General features: G+C 60.4%; 18 protein-coding genes. 12 read left to right on the forward strand and 6 right to left on the reverse strand.

The annotated features are described in order from the left end of the window. Positions 1-33: 33 nt before the first annotated feature. Both AC8GFZ_RS11305 and AC8GFZ_RS11310 read left to right on the forward strand, forming a co-directional pair. The gene (locus AC8GFZ_RS11305; protein ID WP_506644983.1) at positions 34-759 is read left to right on the forward strand and encodes an alpha/beta fold hydrolase; all 726 of its coding nucleotides are present in this window, start codon (positions 34-36) and stop codon (positions 757-759) included. Continuing rightward, positions 759-1,934: an LLM class flavin-dependent oxidoreductase gene (locus AC8GFZ_RS11310; RefSeq protein ID WP_506644984.1), complete on the forward strand. Its 1,176-nt coding sequence runs from the start codon at positions 759-761 to the stop codon at positions 1,932-1,934. The genes AC8GFZ_RS11305 and AC8GFZ_RS11310 overlap by 1 nt, the downstream gene beginning before the upstream one ends. A 26-nt stretch (positions 1,935-1,960) precedes the next feature. Here the strand turns inward: AC8GFZ_RS11310 and AC8GFZ_RS11315 are convergent, their stop codons facing one another. Then, positions 1,961-2,647, reverse strand: coding sequence for a GntR family transcriptional regulator (locus tag AC8GFZ_RS11315; RefSeq protein WP_506644985.1), 687 nt, complete (start codon positions 2,645-2,647; stop codon positions 1,961-1,963). A gap of 185 nt (positions 2,648-2,832) precedes the next feature. On the opposite strand from AC8GFZ_RS11315, the gene AC8GFZ_RS11320 reads away from it, so the two are divergent. The 3 genes from AC8GFZ_RS11320 (at position 2,833) to AC8GFZ_RS11330 (ending at position 6,737) form a co-directional block, all read left to right on the forward strand. Next, on the forward strand, positions 2,833-3,675 hold the full coding sequence (locus AC8GFZ_RS11320; RefSeq protein WP_506644986.1) for an SDR family NAD(P)-dependent oxidoreductase: 843 nt from the start codon (positions 2,833-2,835) through the stop codon (positions 3,673-3,675). Between the two features lie 103 nt (positions 3,676-3,778). Further along, complete coding sequence (locus tag AC8GFZ_RS11325; protein ID WP_506644987.1) at positions 3,779-4,741, forward strand: TAXI family TRAP transporter solute-binding subunit; 963 nt, start codon at positions 3,779-3,781, stop codon at positions 4,739-4,741. 46 nt (positions 4,742-4,787) lie between these two features. Further along, on the forward strand, positions 4,788-6,737 hold the full coding sequence (locus AC8GFZ_RS11330) for a TRAP transporter permease (RefSeq protein ID WP_506644988.1): 1,950 nt from the start codon (positions 4,788-4,790) through the stop codon (positions 6,735-6,737). A 97-nt stretch (positions 6,738-6,834) separates the two neighbouring features. On the opposite strand, the gene AC8GFZ_RS11335 is transcribed toward AC8GFZ_RS11330, so the two are convergent. Beyond that, positions 6,835-7,599 carry an SDR family oxidoreductase gene (locus AC8GFZ_RS11335; protein ID WP_506644989.1) on the reverse strand — a complete coding sequence of 255 codons (765 nt, stop codon included), beginning with the start codon at positions 7,597-7,599 and terminating at the stop codon, positions 6,835-6,837. A 221-nt stretch (positions 7,600-7,820) separates the two neighbouring features. Here AC8GFZ_RS11335 and AC8GFZ_RS11340 point away from each other — a divergent pair, with 221 nt between their 5' ends. From AC8GFZ_RS11340 to AC8GFZ_RS11365, 6 genes are all read left to right on the forward strand, one after another. Beyond that, the gene (locus tag AC8GFZ_RS11340) at positions 7,821-8,615 is read left to right on the forward strand and encodes a transporter substrate-binding domain-containing protein (protein WP_506644990.1); all 795 of its coding nucleotides are present in this window, start codon (positions 7,821-7,823) and stop codon (positions 8,613-8,615) included. A 14-nt stretch (positions 8,616-8,629) separates the two neighbouring features. Then, positions 8,630-9,301, forward strand: a complete 672-nt coding sequence (locus AC8GFZ_RS11345; protein ID WP_506644991.1) for an amino acid ABC transporter permease — start codon at positions 8,630-8,632, stop codon at positions 9,299-9,301. Then, on the forward strand, positions 9,294-9,947 hold the full coding sequence (locus AC8GFZ_RS11350; protein ID WP_506644992.1) for an amino acid ABC transporter permease: 654 nt from the start codon (positions 9,294-9,296) through the stop codon (positions 9,945-9,947). Before AC8GFZ_RS11345 ends, AC8GFZ_RS11350 begins: the two co-directional genes overlap by 8 nt. Beyond that, entirely contained in the window at positions 9,931-10,683 is a 753-nt protein-coding gene (locus tag AC8GFZ_RS11355) for an amino acid ABC transporter ATP-binding protein (RefSeq protein ID WP_506644993.1), read from the forward strand. The genes AC8GFZ_RS11350 and AC8GFZ_RS11355 overlap by 17 nt, the downstream gene beginning before the upstream one ends. A gap of 91 nt (positions 10,684-10,774) precedes the next feature. Beyond that, positions 10,775-11,545 carry a maleate cis-trans isomerase family protein gene (locus AC8GFZ_RS11360; protein ID WP_506644994.1) on the forward strand — a complete coding sequence of 257 codons (771 nt, stop codon included), beginning with the start codon at positions 10,775-10,777 and terminating at the stop codon, positions 11,543-11,545. Positions 11,546-11,593: 48 nt separating this feature from the next. Then, a complete protein-coding gene (locus AC8GFZ_RS11365) occupies positions 11,594-12,802 on the forward strand; it encodes an FAD-dependent oxidoreductase (protein ID WP_506644995.1) in 1,209 nt (402 codons plus the stop codon). Positions 12,803-12,878: 76 nt separating this feature from the next. Here the strand turns inward: AC8GFZ_RS11365 and AC8GFZ_RS11370 are convergent, their stop codons facing one another. Beyond that, a complete protein-coding gene (locus AC8GFZ_RS11370; protein WP_506644996.1) occupies positions 12,879-13,886 on the reverse strand; it encodes a Bug family tripartite tricarboxylate transporter substrate binding protein in 1,008 nt (335 codons plus the stop codon). A gap of 84 nt (positions 13,887-13,970) precedes the next feature. On the opposite strand from AC8GFZ_RS11370, the gene AC8GFZ_RS11375 reads away from it, so the two are divergent. Beyond that, positions 13,971-14,594: an AAA family ATPase gene (locus tag AC8GFZ_RS11375; protein WP_506644997.1), complete on the forward strand. Its 624-nt coding sequence runs from the start codon at positions 13,971-13,973 to the stop codon at positions 14,592-14,594. Between the two features lie 246 nt (positions 14,595-14,840). On the opposite strand, the gene AC8GFZ_RS11380 is transcribed toward AC8GFZ_RS11375, so the two are convergent. From AC8GFZ_RS11380 to AC8GFZ_RS11390, 3 genes are all read right to left on the reverse strand, one after another. Beyond that, positions 14,841-15,743, reverse strand: a complete 903-nt coding sequence (locus AC8GFZ_RS11380; protein ID WP_506644998.1) for an amidohydrolase family protein — start codon at positions 15,741-15,743, stop codon at positions 14,841-14,843. A gap of 8 nt (positions 15,744-15,751) precedes the next feature. Beyond that, the gene (locus tag AC8GFZ_RS11385; RefSeq protein ID WP_506644999.1) at positions 15,752-16,558 is read right to left on the reverse strand and encodes an HpcH/HpaI aldolase family protein; all 807 of its coding nucleotides are present in this window, start codon (positions 16,556-16,558) and stop codon (positions 15,752-15,754) included. A 229-nt stretch (positions 16,559-16,787) separates the two neighbouring features. Continuing rightward, positions 16,788-17,597: a cyclase family protein gene (locus AC8GFZ_RS11390; RefSeq protein ID WP_506645000.1), complete on the reverse strand. Its 810-nt coding sequence runs from the start codon at positions 17,595-17,597 to the stop codon at positions 16,788-16,790. Positions 17,598-17,622 lie beyond the last annotated feature (25 nt).

Genomic DNA, 17,622 nt, shown 5'->3' on the forward strand with positions numbered 1-17,622 from the left:
TTTGAGACAGTGACCGGATGCCGCATCCGGATCATGCGCAAGGGCCAGGGCCAGCCCCTGCTGTTTCTGCACGGCGCATCAGGGGCGGCGAACTGGCTGCCCTTCATGGACATGCTGGCCAAGAACTACGACGTGATCGTGCCGGAGCACCCGGGCTTTGGTGGCTCCGAGACGCCTGAATGGCTCGACACCGTGGGCGACCTGGCGCACTTTTACCGCGACCTGATCGACCACCTGGGCCTGTCAGCGGTACACCTCGTGGGAACATCTTTGGGCGGCTGGATCGCGGCCGAGTTGGCCACCTTCACCTGCGAAAAAATCAAGTCCCTGACCCTGGTGGCACCGGCCGGCATCACCGTGCCCGGGGTGCGCAAGGGCGATATGTTCATGTGGTCGCCCGAAGAGCTCAGCAGCAAGCTTTTTCACAACCAAGAGCTGGCGCGATCGGTGCCTCAGCCCACCAGCGAAGAAGCGGTGATGGTGATGCTCAAGAACCGGCTGATGACGGCCAAGCTGGGCTGGAGCCCGCGCATGCACAACCCGCACCTGCGCAAATGGCTGCACCGCATCAGCGCGCCCACCTTGATCATCTGGGGCGACGACGACCAGCTGCTGCCGGCGGCCTACGGGCCCGCCTACCGCGACCTGATCCCCGCGTCTTCGCTGCACATCATTGCCCAGTGCGGGCACCTGCCGCATGTTGAAAAGGTGCAGGAATTCGTCGCCAAAGTCACTCAATTTACCCAAGAGGTCGCCTGATGAAGCTCTACATGATGCACCTGATGCCCTATGCGGATCTGGACCTGGACTACGACAAGACCCACAACTCGGCCTGGATCACGCTGCCCAACAGCTACTACGATCCGAAAAAAGGCGCCAAGCTCTACAACCGCTACCTCGACGAGCTCGAATACGCAGACCAGCTCGGCTTTGACGGCGTGTGCGTCAACGAGCACCACCAAAACGCCTATGGCCTGATGCCGCAGCCGGGTGTCATGGCCGGCGCGCTGGCGCGGCGCACCAAGAAGGTCAAGATCGCGATTTTGGGTCGGGCCCTGCCGCTGCTGAACAACCCGGTCACCGTGGCAGAAGAGTTCGCCATGATCGACAACATCACCGAGGGCCGCTTCATTGCCGGCTTCGTGCGTGGCATTGGCGCCGAATACCACGCCTGGAGCTCCAACCCAGCCGACAGCCACGAGCGCTTTCACGAGGCGCACGACCTGATCGTGCGCGCTTGGACCGAGATCGGTCCCTTTCCCTTCGAGGGCAAGCACTACCAGTTTGAATATGTGAACCTGTGGCCACGGCCGTACCAGACGCCGCGCCCGCCGATCTGGATTCCCTCACAGGGCTCGTCCGAGACCATCGAATGGGCTTCGCACCCAGACCGCCGCTACACCTATCTGCAAACCTTCACCCCGGCAGCCATGCTGGCCAAGTACATGCAGATGTACAAGGACATGGCCGCCGAGCACGGCTACGAGGCCACCGAAGACCAGTTGGGCTGGTCGGTGCCGGTGTATGTGGGCGAGACCGACGAGATCGCCCGGCGCGAGGCGCAGCCCCACATCGAGAACTTCCTCAACAAGTTCCTGCGCATGCCCAAAGAGATGCTGCTGCCACCCGGGTATTTGTCGCTCAAGTCGATGATCGGCGTGATGAAGGCCAAGTCAGCCATCGGCGGCAAGCAGACCATTGACGACGTCATGGACAAGGGCATGTTCATCTGCGGCAGCCCACAGACGGTGCGTCAAAAGCTAGAGCAGTATCAAAAAGAAATTGGCTTTGGTCACCTGCTGACCTTGCTTCAGTTTGGAACGCTGCCGGCCGAATTGACGCGCAAGAACATGGAGCTGTTTGCCAAAGAGGTCATGCCCCACCTGCAAGCGCGCGGCACCAAGCCTGCGGTCAGCGAACCTGCCTTCTCTTGAGGCCAACCGCGCACCATGTTTGATGCTCAATCCGGATCAGGCGACGGTTCATTGAGGATCGAAAACAGATGAGCGCTCATCGCTGCCTCCACCCAGTCGGGGTTGCGCGCCTTCAGCGCCGCAATGATTTCCCGATGTTGACGGTGCGTGCGCGCAGTGCGTTCATCAAGCGCTTCTTTGTAGAAATTGAAGATCGAGGCGGGCAACTCCAGCGACGAGGCGAGGATCTTCTCCAGGCGCGGGCTGTCGGCAGCGCGGGCGATGATGCCGTGAAACGCATTGTTGAGCTCGTCAAAGTGCGGCAGGTGACGGTGCCAGCCCAGCTTGGCGAAGGCCGCCTCCATTTCGTCCTCGATAGCTTCGAGGCGCGCGATGTCCTCGTCGGAGATGCGCCGGCAGGCACGCCGTGCGGCATGGCCCTCAAGCTTGCCGCGCAGCCGAAACACCTCGGCCACATCGGCCATGGAAAAGCTGGCCACCTGAGCGCGCCGGTAGCGACCGAGCGTGATCAGCCCCTCGCTGGCCAACCGCGACAGCGCTTCACGCACAGGCGTGCGGCTGACGCCAATCCGCTCGGCCAAGCGCGCTTCGAGCAAAATTTCACCCGAAGCCAGTTCGCCTCGGATGATGGCACCACGGATGTGCCGGTAAGCAATGTCGACAGCACCATTGCTGTCGCTGTCAGGGGTTGTCGCCTTTTTTGTTGTCGCCATGCCTCATTGTTGCAGGCTATTCGGTGTGCTTGCACGCAGCGGTTCGATGCGTTTGTCTTCATCCATGGTGACTTCTGGCCAGTGGACAGACTGCTGCGCCTGCGCAGCCTGCACGGGTCTTTGACGATTCACGGCTTGACCAGCGCCAAAGAGCTGGCAGTGAAAATCCACAGCAGGAGCTTCACTTGAAAATCCAATCAGGGATGTGCGCTTATGTCAGTGGTGCTGGTTCGGGCATCGGGCGCGGCATCGCGCTGGCCTTGGCCGAGCGCGGCGTGCGGGTCGGGGTTTGCGACATCCGCGAAGACGATGCGGCGGAAACGTCCAGATTGATTCAAGCGGCCGGTGGCAGCGCCCTGACTTTGGGTGTTGATGTGTCAGACCGCGACTCGGTCGAGCAAGCCATGGTGGCGCTCGAGGGCGCTTTTGGCCCGATCGCCATTGCTTGCAACAACGCGGGCATTGCACTGCATGGTGTGCCCTTGCACGAAATATCAGCAGCCGACTGGCAGTGGGTGATTGACGTCAACATCATGGGTGTCATTCACGGCATCCAGGCCGTCATCCCGCGCATGCTTGCGGCCCAGCGGCCGGCGCATGTGGTCAACACCGCTTCGATCGGCGGCTTCCAGGTGAATCCGAATTTCCTGACCGGCGCCTATTCAATGACCAAATATGCGGTCGTGGCCCTCTCTGAGGGCCTGCACAACGAATTGCAGGGCACGTCGATCGGTGTGTCCATCTTGGCACCGGCCGCGGTCGACACCCGCATCCACCTGTCCGAGCGCAGCCGCCCTGAGCGCTTGGGCGGGGCCACCGTGCGAGCGCAGAATCATTTCATGGGCGAATTGCTCAAAGGAAGCATGGCGCCCGACGATGTGGGCCAGCGGGTTATTCACGCCATTGAGGCCAACGAGCTGTACATCTTCACCCACCCCGACACGCAGCACTGGCTGGATCGACGCCATGCGGCGATCACCGCCGCCTTTGATCAAGCACGCCATCTGGCCCAAGGCAAACCGACTTGATGCTGGCCGCGCAACTCACATCGGGCATGGACATTCGCATCTGGCGCATCATCTGATATGTGTATCAACCCCCGCGCAAGCGGAACAACTGGAGGCAACTAACGTGAAAACACTTCTTCTTCGCACAGCCGGCTTGGTCGCAGGCCTGTGGGCTGCAGGCACACTCAGTGCGCAGACGGTCAGCATTTCCACCCTGCCACCGGGCTCGGTCAACAATGTGCAGACCCAGGCCATTGCCAAGGTCGTGCAAAAAGCCACGGACATGCAGATGCGGGTGGTGACCTTCAATTCGCCCCATGCCTCTATGGGCGCGGTGCAGGCCGGTCAAGCGGCTTTCACCTTCATGTCCAACGACGAGCTGGGCATTGCGGTGCGTGGCAAGGACGAGCACCAAGGCAAGCCGATGGACAAGCTGCGCCTGGCCGCCGTGGTGTTTCCGTTCAAGGTAGGCATCTTGGTGCGCAAGGACTCCAACATCAACTCAGTGGCTGACCTCAAAGGCAAGCGTTTTCCGACCGGCTGGCAAGGCTTTCCGCAGGGCATTGCGCTGGCCAATGGCATGCTGGCCACGGCCGGGCTGTCACTCAAAGACGTTGATGGTGTGCCCACCGCCAACTTGCTGCGCGCCGCCGACGACTTCAAGGCCGGCCGCTTGGACGCCACCCTGTTTGCCATTGGTGCCCCCAAAATGGCCGAGGTGGATTCCGCTGTGGGCATCCGCTTTCTGAGCCTGGACGGCAGCGACAAGGCCAAGGCTGCCATGGCCGCCATCCGGCCGGAGTACACCGTTGCCTCACAAACGCCTGCTCCCCCGCTCAATGGGGTGATTGGCACGACCAACCTCATGCAGTATGCGATGACGGTGGGCACCAGCGCCGACGCCGATGAGGAGTCGGTCTACAAAGTCGTCAAAGCCCTGCACCAGAACAAGGCCGACCTGGTCGCCACCCATCCCTCATTCATGGCGATGGATCCGGCCCAACTGGCCTTGCAACAGCCGGGCGTGACCTACCACCCGGGCGCGATCCGCTACTACAAAGAAGTCGGCATCTGGCCGGTCAAGTGACCGTCAAACTCCACCCACCAAAATAACATCAAAACAGGAGAATCCCATGGCCATGCCGGGCGAAGAAGACCTTCAACCCCCTTCGGGGACCGCTATGTCGGGCGCCACCACTGTGATGGGCGCATTGATCGGCCTGGGCGGCATCGCCTGGGGGGCTGATCTGTATCGGATGGTGGGCTGGAATTTCCTGGCCGAACAGTTCCTGGCGGTGGTGCTGGGCTTGGCCATGGGCATCATCTTTTTGATCAAGCCCTTGATCAGCAGCAGCGGCCCCACGCGCGCCTCGGCCCCCTGGTACGACTGGGTTCTCTCCCTTGGGTCAGTGGCCCTGGGCGTCTACCTGAGTTGGCACTACCCGCGCATGCTCGGTGAATTTTTCAATTCACCGCTGGACGTGGTGGTGTGCTGCTCGCTGCTGTTTGTGCTGGTGATCGAGGGCCTGCGCCGCGCCTCGGGCTGGGCGCTGGTGATCGTGGTGCTGGTGTTTTTTGCTTACGCCCTGGCCGGACACAAGGTTGGCGGGGCGCTGCAGACCCGCGAGGTCAATCTGAGCGGGCTGCTGGTCTACCTGGGCCTGGACTCGAGCGGGCTGTTCGGCTTGGTGCTGTTGATTGGGGTGACGGTGGTCATCCCCTTTGTGTTCTTTGGGCAGCTGCTGGCTTCGTCTGGCGGCGCCAATTTCTTCAACGATATTTCTATCGGTCTGATGGGCCGCTTTCGAGGCGGTGCGGCCAAGATTTCCATCTTGGCTTCCTCGCTCTTTGGCTCCATCAACGGCATTGTGGTGTCCAATATCCTGGCCACGGGCGTGGTCACGATTCCGATGATGAAGCGCTCGGGCTTCAAGCCCGAGCAGGCCGCAGCGGTCGAGGCGACCGCATCCAATGGTGGGCAGATGATGCCGCCGGTTATGGGCGCAGTGGCCTTTTTGATGGCCGACTTTCTGCAAATCAGCTACGCCGAGGTAGCCATTGCGGCGCTCGTGCCTTCTTTGCTGTACTACATCGCGCTGTTCATACAGGCCGACCTAGAGGCGGCCAAGGGCAACATCCTGCGGGTGCCGGCCAAAGACATCCCAAAGATGCTCCAGGTCTTGGCCAAAGGCTGGCTATTTATGCTGCCCTTTGTGGTGCTGGTCTATGCCCTGTTCTGGGAAAACCGAGAGCCTGAAAACGCCGCCATCTTCGCCTCTTTGGCGGTGATGTTGATCGGCTTTGCATTTGGCTATGGTGCAGACCGCTTGTCGCTGAGCGAATTGTGGCAATGTGTGGTGCGCACCGGCGTGTCGTCGGCCGACATCATCATGATTTCTGCCGCGGCTGGCTTCATCATGGGCATTTTGCAAATCACCGGCCTGGGCTTTGCACTGACGCTCTACTTGGTCGAGTTGGGCCAGGGCAATGTGTTCTTGCTGCTGTTCATCTCGGGGGTGTTGTGCATCGTGCTGGGCATGGGCATGCCCACACTGGGCGTGTATGTGCTGCTGGCGGTGCTCTTTGTGCCGGCCTTTGTGGAAGTGGGCGTCTCGCCCATGGCCGCGCACATGTTCATTTTGTATCTGGGCATGATGTCCTTCGTCACGCCGCCGGTGGCCATTGCGGCCTTCTTTGCCGCCAATCTGGCCGGGGCCGACCCCATGCGCACCGGTTGGATCTCCATGCGCTTTTCCTGGACCGCCTACATCGTGCCCTTCATCTTTGTGTTTTCGCCCAGCCTGCTGCTGCAAAGCAGCTCTTGGGTAGAGACCGCATTCAGCATCACGATGGCCATCGTCGGCGTGTGGTTTGTCTCTGCGGGCATGGTCGGCTACGGGCTGCGCCTCATGGGTGGCTGGTTGCGCGCCGCCTCCATCAGCTGCGGTGCGCTATTGCTTCTGCCCCTCGGAATGGCTGGCTGGGTCGTTTATGCCAATGTGTTGGGTGCTGTGCTGGCGGTGGCTGTCATGACAGTGGGGCTGGCAGACCGCCGCAAGGACATGGCGCGGGAGTTGGCCTAATCCTCACAAAACCGATCAGCCTGATGGCGCACCAGCAAGGTATACCTGATGCGCCCCGCTGACGGCAAGAGTTCCTGCGCCATGCAGCAACAGTCCTTTACATCGCAGGCCGCTTGGCCGTTTCCAACTCGCCCAGGTAGGGCAGGTTCATGCGCGGGCTCATCAAGATGTCGTTGATGCACACATGCGCCGGCAGGCCCGCCACATGGGTGACCATGTGGGCCACATCGGCGGGTTTGAGCAAGGTGGTGCGCATGGCCGGTGTGGGTGGCACGGGGCGCTTGTCCAGCAGGGGTGTGTCGATGCCCGCCGGCGATATGGCCGTTGCGCGGATGCCGTGGATGCACTCTTCCATGTTGATGGTTTCGGTCAGCGCCAACACCGCCCGCTTGGTGGACGAATACGCCGGACCCGCGAAATACGCTGCATAGTGCCCCGCCCATGAGGCGATGTTGATGATCACCCCATCGCGGCGCTCGCGCATGCCGCGCAAACTGGCCTGGCAGGTGTTGAACAAACCGGTGAGGTTGACGTCCACGGAGTTTTGCCAGTCTTCATAAGACAAGTCCTTCCAATGGCGCTGACGCGGGTTGACGCCCGCCGAGTTGACCAAGATGTCGATGTGGCCATGGTCGCGTTCAATGGCATCGGCCGCCGCGAACACCGCAGCGCGGTCGCTGATGTCCACGCACACCGCGTGCGCTGCACCCTTGACTTGGCCCAACGCCGCTAGCAGCTTGGCGGGGTCGCGCCCCGACAAAACCACCGTGGCGCCAGCCTCGACCAAGCTGTGGGCACAGGCCAAACCCACGGCACCTGCGGCCCCATGGATCCAAGCCACTCGGTTGTGAAACATGCTCATCATTCATCCTCATTTGGTCGTGGCGGCAGTGTCGCACGGGCTGCGAATGCCCATCCGGGCTTGATGTACACACTTGGTGCAAATCCGCACCAACATCGGGATTTTCCGGGTTCTGTCAGCAAAATTGCACAACTATGATGCATTAAAGTTGTTCGAGCGTGCCCCTTTGATGGCACGCTATTCGCGATGACATTGACTTCAATCCAACCTGGAGCAAACCCATGAACCTCAATAAACGCATTTTGATCACAGCCGCTCTGGGCGCCATGTGCCTACCCTTTGCTGGGCCCAGCCATGCGCAGTCGGCCCTGGACAACATCCAAAAAATCAAGCTGATCAAAATTGCCATCCCCACCGATTTCCCGCCCTATGGTTTTGTCGGCACCGATTTACAGCCGCAGGGACTCGACATCGACATGGCCAACTACATCGGCGCCAAGATGGGTGTCAAGGTCGAGTTGGTGGTGGTCACCAGTGCCAACCGCATTGCGTATTTGCAAACCAAAAAGGCCGACCTGGTCATCTCCACATTGGGTAAAAATCCTGAGCGCGAGAAAGTGATTGATTTCACTTCGGCTTATTCACCCTTTTTTCAGGCCATTTATGGCGCCAAAAGCCTGAGCGTGAAAAATTTCGATGACCTCAAGGGTAAAACGGTGGCCGTGACGCGCGGAGCCATCGAAGACCAGGAGTTGGGCAAGGTCGCGCCTGCGGGTACCGACATCAAGCGCTTTGAAGACAACAATGCCACGGTGTCGGCGTTTGCATCTGGCCAGACACAAATGCTGGCCACGGGCGCATCGGTGGCGGGCAACATGATTCAAAAGAATCCCCAACTCAATGCCGAGTACAAGCTGTTGCTCAAAGACAGCCCCAACTTCATTGGCGTGGCCAAAGGTGAGGATGCATTGCGCACCCGGGTGAATGCCATCATTGCGGACGCCAAAAAAGCGGGCGACATCGACAAGATGGCACAAAAGTGGCTGGGTCGCAGCGCTGGCCAGTTGCCTGACTGAGCCCGGCCCGGTTCATGTCCATCGCATTTGACTTTGCGGCCATTGCGGTCGAATGGCCCTTGCTGGCCAAAGGCGTGGCGTGGACCTCGGGCTTGACGGCGGTTTCGGCCGCCTTCGGTTTGTTGCTGGGCATTGTCTGCGCCTGGGTGAGAACCCAAGGCCCCGCTTGGCTCAAGCCAGCGGTGGGGGTGTATGTGGAGTTGATTCGCAACACCCCCTTCATCGTGCAGCTGTTTTTTATTTTTTTTGGTTTGCCCATGGCAGGGGTTCGTTTGTCGGCCGAATGGGCTTCGGTCATTGCCATGGTGGTCAACCTGGGCGCTTATTCGGCTGAGATTGTGCGTGCTGGCATTCAAGCCACACCCCGAGGCCAAGTCGAAGCCGCACTGAGTCTGGCGCTCAGCCGCACGCAAACCTTTGCCCATGTGGTGTTGCCGCCAGCCTTGCAACGGGTGTGGCCTGCATTGGTGAGCCAAATCATCATCGTCATGCTGGGTTCGGCCGTGTGCGGGCAAATCTCCACGGAAGAGTTGAGCTATGCCGCCAATTTGATCCAGAGTCGTAACTTCAGGGCGTTTGAAGCCTTCATCGTGGCCACGGTGTTGTATTTGCTGTTGTCCATGGCCACCCGTGCCAGCCTCAATTGGCTGGGGCAGCGCTGGTTGTTCGGGGGGCGGCGTGGTTGAGTTTTCTGTGTGGGACATATTGCGCAACCTGCTGCTGGCTGCGCGCTGGACCGTGGTTCTTTCTCTCATCGCCTTTGTGGGGGGCGGATTGGTGGGTTTGGCCTTGCTCGTGGCGCGAACCACGCCATCGGTGTGGCTACAAAGAGCGGTGCTTGCCTATGTGCAATTGTTTCAAGGCACGCCCCTGTTGATGCAATTGTTTTTGGCGTACTTTGGCCTGGCCCTGCTGGGTTGGGACACCTCGGCCTGGACATCGGCCGCCGTGGCTTTGACGCTGTACAGCAGTGCCTTTTTGACTGAAATTTGGCATGGTTGTGTGAAGTCCATTCCGCAGGGTCAATGGGAGGCCGCCAAAAGCCTGGCATTGAATTTTGGCGAGCAGTTGCGCCACATCATCTTGCCCCAGGCAGCGCGCGTGGCCATCCCCCCAACCGTGGGCTTTTTGGTGCAAGTGGTCAAAGGCACGGCCTTGGCATCGGTGATTGGCTTTGTTGAACTGACCAAAGCAGGCACGATGATCACCAATGCAACTTTCAAGCCCTTCTTGGTTTACAGCCTGGTGGGCTTGCTTTACTTTGCCCTTTGCTATCCCATCAGCCGGTACGCCCGCACACTGGAAGGTCGATTCCATGCCCACAGCCACTGAACCCCAAGCCGCGATCCACATCCAGGGCTTGCGCAAGTCGTTTGGCGACAACGAGGTGCTCAAGGGCATCGACCTGGACGTGCGCCCGGGCGAAGTCATTGCCATCATCGGCAAAAGTGGGTCGGGCAAAAGCACGCTGCTCAGGTGCATCAATGGCCTGGAAACCTTTCAGCAGGGTGCGTTGCAGGTCAATGGCCAAGCCTTGGTTTACGACAACCCGCAAGCCATGCGCGCTTTGCGTCAGCAGGTGGGCATGATTTTTCAGTCGTTCAATTTGTTTCCCCATTTGAGCGTGGGCCAAAACATCATGCTCGCGCCTGGCTTGGTGAAAAAGTCGCCCGAACCGCAAAGGCGGTCCATGACCGAAAAGTTGCTGACGCGCGTGGGATTGGCAGAAAAGTTCGACGCCTTCCCCGACCAACTCTCTGGCGGCCAGCAGCAGCGCGTGGCCATTGCCCGGGCCTTGGCCATGGAGCCGGGTATTTTGTTGTGCGATGAAATCACATCGGCGCTGGACCCGGAGTTGGTGGGTGAGGTGTTGGCGGTGGTGGAGTCGCTGGCCCGCGACGGCATGACGTTGCTGATGGTCACGCATGAGATGAATTTTGCGCGCAAGGTCAGCGACCGGGTGATCTTCATGCACCAAGGCCGGGTGCATGAACAGGGCCCGCCGGAGCAGCTGTTCACCCAACCCCACAGCGCAGAACTGAAGCAGTTTTTATCTTCGCTTCAGTAGCCTTCACGATCGAGGTCCAGCGGGTCAGGGCTGCGACCGATCTTGGTTAGGATAGGCACCCATCGCGTGACCCTCTGATTCCCATCCCACCATGCCCATTGCCTATGCCCCCCAGGGCTTGATCGGTCTGTTGACACCTCAGGCCAACACCACCGTGGAACCCGAAGCCTGGGCTTTGTTGCCTGCGGGGATGTCACTGATCAATGGCCGCTTGGTGAGTGCCGATCCGGATTTGATGCAGCGCTTGCGCGATTACTTTGGCGATTTGGCGCCCACCCTCACACAGTTTGCCAATGCCCCGTTGTCGGTGTTGGCCCTGGCCTGTACCGGCTCGTCGTATTTGATGGGGCGCCCCGCCGAACAGGCTTGGGTGGAAGATTGGTCACAACGCTTGGGCATCCCGGTGGTGACCGCTGGGATGGCGGTGGTGCAGGCCTTGCAACAACTGGGTGCACAGCGCTTGGCCCTGGCCTCTCCTTATCCCAGTGCGCTGACCCAGGCCAGCGTCGCTTACTGGCAGTCGCATGGTTTTGAGGTGAAGCTGGTGCAAAACGTGGCTACTTCGTCCCAGGGCTTTCACGCCATCTACACCACCGGCACCGATGCGGCGGCCCAAACCGTTCAGGCTTTGCGTGGTTCTGGGGCTGATGCGGTGTTGATGCTGGGTACCGGCATGCCCAGCTTGCAGGCCATCATCGAGATGGGGCAAGGCGATGGACCGCCGGTGTTGTCGAGCATGTTGGCGCTGATGTGGCGCGCCACATCCCTGGTTCAGCCCCAGCATCAAAACTTGGACCCATGGCTGCGTGGTGATGGGTGGTCCCATCGTGCCCAGGCCATGGGTTTGCTGCCAGCCGGCTGAGTTGGGGCCTGGTCTGGCGTCATTCTGTTCAACACACCAAAGTTTTTTATGACATCTGCTTCATCCCCACCCATCATCATCGCGGGCGCAGGCCCTGTGGGCTTGGTGCTGGCTTTGCGCCTGGGCCACTGGGGCATTCCTTGTGTGGTGCTCGAGTCCGATGCCGACATCAACCGCGATTTGCGCGCTTCGACCTTTCACCCACCCACCTTGGACATGTTGGACGAATACGGCATCACGCCCGGCTTGATCGAGCAAGGCCTGGTTGCCCCGACCTGGCAGGTGCGCATGCACGCCACGGGCGAGTTTGCCCAATTTGATGTGTCGGTCCTCAAAGACGAAACAGCCCACCCCTATCGCTTGCAGTGTGAACAGTGGCGTTTGTCAGAGTTGTTGATGGCGCAAATTGCGCGCGACTTGCCCCATGTGCAGGTGTTGATGAATCACCCGCTGGTGTCGTTCAGCCAAGCCCAAGGCCATGTCGATGTGATTTACCGCACACCGGCTGGCGAACAGGCGCTTGTGCGTGGCGCTTTTTTGGTGGGGGCCGATGGCGGGCGCAGCCAGGTGCGCAAACAGCTGGATTTGTCTTTTGAAGGCCATACCTTTCCTGAGACCACCATCTTGGCGACCACGCACTTTCCGTTTCACGATCACTTGCCCCAACTGGCCTACATCAACTATTGCTGGAGCGAGCAGGGCACCTTCAGCCTGCTGCGGCTCAAGCACCTGTGGCGCGTCAGCCTGTACCCCGATGAAGGGCAAAGCATGGAAGAGGCGGTGGGCATGCCAGCGGTGCGCGAAAAACTGCTGCGCATTGCCCCGGGCACCCTGGACCACCCGGTGCTGGAGGTGCGCCCCTACCGCATCCACCAGCGGGTGGTGCAGCAATATGTGGTGGGCCGGGTGGTGTTGGTCGGTGACGCCGCCCACCTCAACAGCCCCAGCGGCGGCATGGGCATGAATGGGGGCATCCATGATGCTTTCAACCTGAGCGAAAAACTGCGCGACATTTGGCAAGGTGGGTCCATCGATGCCTTGCAACGTTATGAGCGACAGCGCCGCCCGATTGCCATCGCCCATGTGCTGGAGCAGTCCGGTCGCAACCGCGCCCGCATGCAAGAGCGCGACATGGACAAGCGCCGCGCCGCATTGGTGGAGTTGCAGCGCAAGGCCGACGACCCCGTGTTGCACAAGGCCCATTTGCTCAACACCTCGATGATCACTGGTTTGCGCGAATCGGCCGCCATTGATTGAGTCGACCACCACCTGAGCCAGGCGGGTGGTCAGCGTGCGCTCGCTGCTGTGGCCTCAGGAAAGGGGTAGACCGGCCCTATTCGATTTTGATGTGGGCAGATCGGATGATGGGGCCCCATTTTTTGTTTTCCGCTTGTAAAAACGCCTGAAATCCACGCGGCCCCAGGTTTTGGGTGAGCATGCCCAATTCGGTCAGACGGGCTTTGACATCGGGGCTTTTGAGCAGTTTGTCCATTTCCAGTTGCAATCGCTCCACCACCGCTGGGGGTGTCTTGGCCGGCACCGACAGGCCAAACCAAGCGTCACCCACTGCGCCGGGCACCGCCTCTGACAGGGTGGGAACTTGGCTGAACTCGGCATCGCGGGCTGCCGCCGTGATGGCCAAGGCCCGCACCCGGCCACTGCGGATGTGCGGGGCCGAAGTGATCAAGGCATTGAACATGGCATCGGTTTGCCCACTCAGCAAATCATTGAGCGCCGGGCCCGAACCTTTGTAGGGGATGTGGACCATGTCGACCTGGGCCAATTGTTTGAGCATTTCACCGGTCAAAAAACCCGCAGACCCCACCCCAGCTGAGCCATAGCTCAATTTACCCGGCTGGCTGCGTGCCAAAGCCAAAAAATCTTGCAGGTTTTTGGCTGGGTGGTCTTGGCGCACGATCAAGGCATTGGTGAAGCTGCCAATCAGCGTGATGTGAACAAAATCCTCCAAGGGCTTGTAGCTGGTGGCTTGCCCCATCAAAGGCCCGGTGGTGATGGCCGCGCCGTTGCTCAGCACCCAGGTGTGGCCGTCAGCGGCTGCCTTGGCCGCTATTTCAGTGCCGAGCACCGAGCCATTGCCACCGCGGTTGTCGATCAGCACCGGTTGGCCCAGCGCATGGGTCATCCGTTCTGCCAACAAACGGGCAATCGTGTCGCCCGAGCCCCCGGCGGCAAACGGCACAATCCATTTGACCGCTCGGCTGGGGTAGGCCGTGGTGGGCTGGGCCCAGGCCCCACCCGCCCAACTGAAGGCGCAGCCGGCCAAGATGGCGGACCAAAACCCGTGCCAGAACAGCCTTTGGCGCAGACGCTGGCGGCCCAAGAACGGTGCAGTTGTAAAGATTGGCGGAGCGGGGGGCTTCAACCCGTAAAATAAACCAAGCATTTTCTGTTGAATGATTTAAAAATGACAATTGTGGTGGTTGTGAATCCAAAAGGTGGCGTGGGCAAATCCACCTTGTCGACCAACATTGCTGGCTATTTTGCGTCAACCAACCGCCAGGTCATGTTGGGCGACACCGATGCCCAACAATCCTCGCGCCATTGGCTGACTTTGCGCCCAGACACCCTGCCCAAAATCCGCACCTGGGATTTGCAAGCCGACCTGGTCATCAATGCCAAACCACCCAAAGGCATCACCCATGTGGTGGTCGATACCGCTGGTGGGGTGGACGGTTGGCGGTTGAAAAATCTGATCTCCAAGGCCGACAAGGTGTTGGTGCCGCTGCAGTCGAGCGTGTTTGACATGTTCGCCACCCACGAGTTTTTGAAAAAACTGCGGGTTTTGGCCAAAGAACAACACACCGAGTTGGGCATCATTGGCATGCGGGTGGACCAGCGCACCATCTCAGCGGGCAAGCTGCGCGAGTTCACCGCCACCTTGGACATCCCGGTCATCAGTTATTTGCGCGATACCCAATACTATGTGCATTTGGCGGCCCATGGTTTGTCGATGTTTGACATCGCCCCCTCGAAAGTGGACAAGGACTTGCTCCAATGGAAGCCCATTTGCCAATGGCTGGACCAATAACCACCCCGAAAAAATCCACGGGCCGCGTGCCCCTGAAGGCCATCCGGTCCATGACCATCCCGCGCTTGTCCGCCCCATCTTGGCGGCCTTTGCACAGATTGAATACCTGATCTGAGCCGTCTCTGACGAGATGGCGAACCTGGTTTTGCGCGGTGCCATCGCCGCCTTTGATGGGTTGGATTGGGCAAAGGCCTTGGCCACAGCGCGGCCGAAGATGTTTCAGGGCATCTCCCTTGAAAGTGGCAATCAAGCTGAAAAATCGTACAAACGCGCCGGGTTGTCGACCAGGATGCGCGTCCACAGGTCGGCGGTTGTCCATTCACTCAATCTTTGCAAGGCCCGCGCATCGTTGATGGGGTGAAAGGGTTCCATGGCTTCGCGCTGGCGCGGCACACCCGGCCACGCGCCAGGGTGGGGCCAATCGGTGCCCCACATCATGCGATCTGGGTTGGCAGCGATCAAGGCCTGGGCAATGGCGCGCGCATCTTCGCAGTCGGGCAGGTCTGAGATGCGGTGCGCGGCCGAGAGTTTCACCCAGGCCTGCCCCGATTCGACCAAGGACAGCAAGGCCGCAAAGCCTTCTTGCGCCACACCTTTGGCCGCAGTGGCGCGGCCAAAATGGTCGATCACCACGGGGGTGGGCAGGGCCATCAAGGTGTCGTGCAGGGAGGCGATCACATCCAAGGTGGTGTAGGTTTGCACATGCCAACCCAAGGGGGCCACGCGCTCAGCGGCGGCTTGCATCAGGCGGCGTGCCACTTGGGGGTCGTGCAAACCGGCCGATTCCAAGTTGACCCGCACACCGCGCACGCCAGCGGCGTGCATGGCGCGAAGTTCGCTGTCGCTGGTGTTCTCGTCAATCACCGCCACGCCACGCGCGCCGTGGCCCAGGGCGTTCATGCGCTGCAAGGCGTCCACGGTGCAGCGGTTGTCGCTGCCTTGCGGCGAGGCCTGCACCACCACGACGCGACCGATGCCCAAGCCTTGGTGCAAAGCCATCAGGTCTTCGATCGAGGCGGCACCCGGGGTGTAGGCGCGATCGGCCCACAGCGGAAAACGGTCAAAAGGGCCAAACACATGCACATGGCAATCGCAGGCCAGCGCAGGCATGGGGTGCGCTGTGGGATGGTCGTGAGTTTTTGTCGCCATCGAGCGCCTCAAGCCGGGGTTTGACCCAGGGCTTCGCGCACGCCGCGTGTCCACTGGTTGGCGGCAGCGCTCAAAAAGCCAATGTCGGTTTGGGTGGTCACATACAGGCAACCTTTGTGGATGGCCTTGACTTGGCGCTGCACGTCGCGGTTGCCACCAATGCCCGCAAACTTGCCATGCGCTTGGGCTGCGGCAATCGCGCGCTCTTGGGCGGCGATGATTTCCGGGTCGTCAAACTGACCGGGCTTGCCCATGTTGACCAGCAAGTCGTTAGAGCCCACATGGATCACGTCCACACCAGGCACAGCCGCAATGGCCTCCACATTGCGCAGGCCCTCCACGGTTTCGATCATGCACACCACCAAGGCGGCGTCGTTCAAGGCGGGCACGCTCTGGGTCAGCGGCACTGCGGCGTAGTCAAAGTGCGGGTAGCCACCGCACACCGAGCGCTTGCCAATCGGGGCGAACTTGGCCGCATTCACAGCGCGTTGCGCCTCTTGGGCGTTGTTCACATCGGGAAACACAATGCCCGTCACGCCGTTGTCCAGGTACACCGACACATTGGGGTCGTCGACGCTGCGCACCCGCACTTGGGCGGCAATGCCGCAACCCAGCGCCACCTGGGCCATGTGGCCAATGGTCTCGAGGTTGAACAGCGAGTGCTGCACATCGATGAACACAAAGTCGTGTCCCGTGGCTTTGGCAATGCGCACGATGTCGCCCGAGTGGCCCAAGCGCACCGTCATGCCCAAAGCGGGCTGACCAGCACGCATGCGGTCCATGACAGGGTTGGGGATGGAAACAGGGGTGGCCATGGTTGGACTCCGTTGAAGCAAGTGAAGGGTGGATCACACCACCCGGTGAAAGGTTTCGCCGCCGTTCATGACGTGCAGCCATTGCGCGGCCACACGCAGCGAGCATTTTTTGTGCAAGCCACTGTCCGGCGTGCGGCATCAACCGCTCGGGCTGTGAGATGCCTGGCTCAGGACGAGTCGGCCCACAGCGGCTTGGTACCTTACGACAGTTGAGCTTGCCCCGGCCGTCTCAGCGGGGCGCCGCCATCAAGGCGTCGTCGAAGATCGCCACCGCCCGCGTCCAACCGGCAGATGCGCCGCGGATTTTGTGCGGAAAGCAGCTGATGTAAAAACCGGCCGGCGGCAGCACCTCCAGGTTGTGCAGTTTTTCAATGTGGCAATAGCCGATGTCGCGCCCAGCCTTGTGGCCTTCCCAGATCAGGCTGGCGTCTTGGCTCTCGGCGTATTTTTTGGCGGTGTGCACAAAGGGCGCGTCCCAGCTCCAAGCGTCGGTGCCGGTCAGGCGCACCCCGCGCTCGAGCAAATACATCGTGGCTTCGTAACCCATGCCGCAACCGCTGGACACATAGTCGTTGTTGCCATAGCGCTTGCCAGCGCTGGTGTTGATGATGACGATCTCCAGCGGGGAAAGTTGGTGCCCAATGCGCGCCAATTCGGCTTGCACGTCTTCGGCGGTGACCACATAGCCGTCGGCAAAGTGGCGAAAGTCCAGCTTCACACCGGGCTGAAAACACCATTCCAGGGGCACATCGTCGATGGTGGTGGCCGCGCGTTTGTCGCCCAACGCCTTGTCCATGGTGGAATGAAAGTGGTAGGGCGCATCCAGGTGGGTGCCGTTGTGGGTGGTGAGTTGGATCATCTCGATCGCCCAGCCCTCACCATCGGGCAGGTCCTTTTTTTTCAATCCCGGAAAAAAGGGTTTGATTTGCTCGTAGGTGTGCTCGTGGTTGAGGTACTTGATCTGCGGGGCATAACCCGGCGGATCGCTCAACACGTCGTTTTCAAGGTAAATCGAGAGGTCAACAAATTGGCGTGCCATGGTGCTTGTGGTGTGGGTGAATGAG

Origin of the sequence: Limnohabitans rimovensis (SeqCode) (genome assembly GCF_965234775.1) — a bacterium.
GTDB classification, from domain to species: domain Bacteria; phylum Pseudomonadota; class Gammaproteobacteria; order Burkholderiales; family Burkholderiaceae_C; genus Limnohabitans; species Limnohabitans rimovensis.

Coding starts and splice junctions, on each gene's coding strand:
- AC8GFZ_RS11385 (WP_506644999.1), bottom strand. CDS start 16,558: ATGGCCACCCCTGTTTCCATCCCCAACCCTGTCATGGACCGCATGCGT.
- AC8GFZ_RS11340 (WP_506644990.1), top strand. CDS start 7,821: ATGAACCTCAATAAACGCATTTTGATCACAGCCGCTCTGGGCGCCATG.
- AC8GFZ_RS11355 (WP_506644993.1), top strand. CDS start 9,931: ATGCCCACAGCCACTGAACCCCAAGCCGCGATCCACATCCAGGGCTTG.
- AC8GFZ_RS11330 (WP_506644988.1), top strand. CDS start 4,788: ATGGCCATGCCGGGCGAAGAAGACCTTCAACCCCCTTCGGGGACCGCT.
- AC8GFZ_RS11375 (WP_506644997.1), top strand. CDS start 13,971: ATGACAATTGTGGTGGTTGTGAATCCAAAAGGTGGCGTGGGCAAATCC.
- AC8GFZ_RS11315 (WP_506644985.1), bottom strand. CDS start 2,647: ATGGCGACAACAAAAAAGGCGACAACCCCTGACAGCGACAGCAATGGT.
- AC8GFZ_RS11360 (WP_506644994.1), top strand. CDS start 10,775: ATGCCCATTGCCTATGCCCCCCAGGGCTTGATCGGTCTGTTGACACCT.
- AC8GFZ_RS11365 (WP_506644995.1), top strand. CDS start 11,594: ATGACATCTGCTTCATCCCCACCCATCATCATCGCGGGCGCAGGCCCT.
- AC8GFZ_RS11380 (WP_506644998.1), bottom strand. CDS start 15,743: ATGGCGACAAAAACTCACGACCATCCCACAGCGCACCCCATGCCTGCG.
- AC8GFZ_RS11390 (WP_506645000.1), bottom strand. CDS start 17,597: ATGGCACGCCAATTTGTTGACCTCTCGATTTACCTTGAAAACGACGTG.
- AC8GFZ_RS11335 (WP_506644989.1), bottom strand. CDS start 7,599: ATGAGCATGTTTCACAACCGAGTGGCTTGGATCCATGGGGCCGCAGGT.
- AC8GFZ_RS11310 (WP_506644984.1), top strand. CDS start 759: ATGAAGCTCTACATGATGCACCTGATGCCCTATGCGGATCTGGACCTG.
- AC8GFZ_RS11305 (WP_506644983.1), top strand. CDS start 34: ATGCGCAAGGGCCAGGGCCAGCCCCTGCTGTTTCTGCACGGCGCATCA.
- AC8GFZ_RS11345 (WP_506644991.1), top strand. CDS start 8,630: ATGTCCATCGCATTTGACTTTGCGGCCATTGCGGTCGAATGGCCCTTG.